Source organism: Candidatus Zixiibacteriota bacterium (assembly GCA_040752815.1).
In the GTDB taxonomy this organism is placed as follows: Bacteria; Zixibacteria; MSB-5A5; order GN15; family FEB-12; genus JAGGTI01.
Genome location: JBFMGC010000101.1, coordinates 1 through 3,097, shown reverse-complemented (window position 1 = coordinate 3,097; position 3,097 = coordinate 1). Strand labels below are relative to the sequence as shown.

At 60.5% G+C, this 3,097-nt stretch carries 2 protein-coding genes; both read right to left on the bottom strand.

What is annotated here, in order from left to right:
• Positions 1–860 precede the first annotated feature (860 nt).
• Positions 861–2,402 carry an Rne/Rng family ribonuclease gene (locus AB1772_13255; protein MEW5797307.1) on the bottom strand — a complete coding sequence of 514 codons (1,542 nt, stop codon included), beginning with the start codon at positions 2,400–2,402 and terminating at the stop codon, positions 861–863.
• Positions 2,399–3,097: methionyl-tRNA formyltransferase (locus AB1772_13250; GenBank protein ID MEW5797306.1), on the bottom strand; the 699-nt coding region annotated here is incomplete at its 5' end. The genes AB1772_13255 and AB1772_13250, both read right to left, overlap by 4 nt.

Here is a 3,097-nt window from a genome sequence, read left to right as displayed (position 1 = left end):
GGAACCCGACATCTTCTCCCGTGAAGCAGACAGCCACCCTTCGACAAGCATGTAGGTCGAAACCCCTGCGGTTTCGACATCGATACCGCTTGCTATCAAGTGAAAACGGCACTCGTAGGTCGGGTTCCGGAGTGATTCGCGCAGGCGAATCGCGCAGAAACCCGACAATGGCGGGTTAGTGTGCGCGGCCCCGCGCAGAAGCGCGGGGCCCTCGGCTGCCCGTTCGGCTAATCCCCTGGGGCAGACCAGGACCCCCGATCAAAGTCGAGGGCATGGGTCTGCCGCCCACAAGATGGACCCCCCGCTTGAAGGGGAAGGTGACGGCCCTGACGGGCCGTCTGACACTACGAATCGCAGATGGGTTTAGGCATTGGGTTTCTGACCGGCGGGCACAACTGGGCCCCGGTTTACACCGGGGTGACGGCCTCTGGGGGCCGTCGGGTGAGCGGGTGATCGTCAGACGGGACCCAGGTCCCATCACACCCGCGGAAGCGGGTGCCCAGTTGTGGTGGCCGGGGCAGTACCCGTATACCTAATGCGACGAAACGCGGTTGGGTTTAGGCACTGGGGCAGTGATCAGCGAATACAACTGGGCCCCGGTTTACACCGGAGTGACGGCCCCCGGAGGGCCGTCGGATGAGCGGGTGATTGTCAGACGGGACGCCAGTCCCGTCATTCCTGCGGAGGCAGGAATCCAGTCAACGTGGACGGTCAGAGAAGTGGGTTGCCGGAGAAGACCTCATTGCGAAGGCCCGTTCGATGTATTGGTGTTGTTTCATAGCGAGCTTGACTGGATACCCGCCTCCGCGGGTATGACGGCCTTAATGGCCGTCCAGGCCCACACCATGTACACGTTACCCCTACACCCGGTACACTTCGGTAATCTCGGTGTTGTCGGCGGCGTTGTAGATGCGGAAATCGGCCTGGTTCAAAGTCGTGTCGCGCACCAGATTGATCCGGCAGCGAAACGCCTTCATGATCCGCTGCAGGCGGCTCGAACCGTTGCCGTTGGCCATCACCTCCGCCATGTCGGGGCTCACCACCAGGTGATAGTCGCGATACCGATTGGCCGCTTTCGCCCGGTGAAACCAGCGCTCGATCTTGGTGGCGATATTTTCTTTTGACATAATCCGCCCCAGTCCCTCGCAGTGCGGGCAGGGCTCGGACAGCGTCTGCATGTGCGACGGCCGCACCCGTTCGCGGGTCATCTCGATCAGGCCGAACTCGGTCACCGGGTTGATCGCCCGCTTGGCGCGGTCGTTGCGGAACGCTGACTGGAACTCCTCATGCAGGCGGCGACGGTTCTCGCGATTGTACATGTCGATAAAGTCACACACGATCAGTCCGCCCATGTCGCGCAGACGAATCTGCCGAGCGATTTCTTTCGCGGCGACAAGGTTGGTCTGGAAAATCGTGTACTCCTGGTCGCGCCGCCCCACAAACCGGCCGGTGTTGACATCGATAGTCACCATCGCCTCGGTCTGATCGATCACGAGATAAGCGCCTTTTTTGATCCAGACTTTGCGGTTGAGCATGCGGTCCAGTTCCGGTTCGAGATCGTACTGATCGAACAGCGGTTTGTTGCCCCTGTAGAGCTGCACGCGGTTTTTGAGGTGTGGCAGCACCAGGCGGGCGTAGCTGATGATCTTCTTGTAGTCATCGCGGCTGTCGCAAATCACCCGGTCGACCTCATCGGTGAACAGATCGCGAATCATCGCCACGACCATGTCGGCCTCTTTGTGCACGAGCGCCGGTGCGGGGAGGCGATCCGCCTTGGCCTTGAGCTTGCCCCAGAGCCTGAGCAGCCGCTTGATGTCGGCGCGGAAATCACTCTCCTGCCGCCCCTCAGCCTCGGTACGGACAATCAGCCCGAAACCCTCGGGACGAAGAGGCGTAACCACCTTGCGCAGGCGGCGTTTTTCGCCCCAGTTGGTAATTCTCTTGGAGATGCGCACGTGGTCGTCATCGGGCACCATGACCAGATATCGCCCGGCGAGCGAAATCTCCGAGGCTATCCGCGGCCCTTTGGTGGAGATCGGTTCCTTGATCACTTGCACCAGGATCTCCTGCCCTTTTTTCAGGACCGTTTCGATTCCGGCGCGGCGGGTCTTGCGGACGATCTCCGCCGGGGCTTCTTCGTCTTCGTCGTCGTCCGAGTCGTACGTGTCACGATAGACCTTGCCGATATCGGACGAATGCAGATAAGCGGCGCGTTCAAGACCGATCTCGACAAACGCCGCCTGCATGCCGGGCAGCACCGAGCTGATCTTGCCCTTGTAGATGTCGCCGACCATGCGGTCGGAGCCGGCACGTTCGACCTGGAGCTCGACCAGGTCGCCGTCTTCGAGCAGTGCCACACGAGTTTCGTACTCGGTGGTGTTGATTACGATTTCTTTCCTCACAATATCTCCGTTGTCCCCTCAGGGGTGAACGATTCTCCTGCTTTCGGCCTGAAGCCGTTAATGAACGATACACCGTCCATCTCCTTCTTACCCGCCGGCACCACCTTGGTAAGCTCGACCATGCTGTCGCGACAGGCCACCCACAGGGCCTTCTTGTTCGCTGTGATGGTCCCCGGGGCGGCAGACTCGATCGTTTGTTCCGGGACCCGGGCGAAATGAACCTTGAGCTTCTGTCCGCGGAAGAACGTATACGCTCCCGGTTTGGTGGCCATGCCTCGGACGAAATTGGCGACCCGGTATGCAGGCTGATCGAAATTGATCAGCGCATCGCCGGGATGAATCTTGGGTGCCGGCGTGGCGACCGTGTCATCCTGCGGAATCGGGTTGGATTTGCCGCCCTGGATCAGGTCCAGGGTTTCGAGCGTGAATGGTCCGGCCAGTTCGGCCAGGCGATCATGCAGGGAATCGAAAGTATCGGTTGGGGCGACCGGAACCTTGGTTTGAAGGATCATGTCGCCGGTATCTATTTCACGTTTCAGGAAGAAGCTGGTCAGGCCGGTTTCGGTTTCGCCGTTGATGATCGCCCAGTTGATCGGCGCCGCGCCGCGGTATTTGGGCAGCAGCGATGCGTGGATATTGATCGCTCCGAGTTTGGGCAGCTCGAACAGGCGAGGCGGCAGTATCCGAAACGCCGC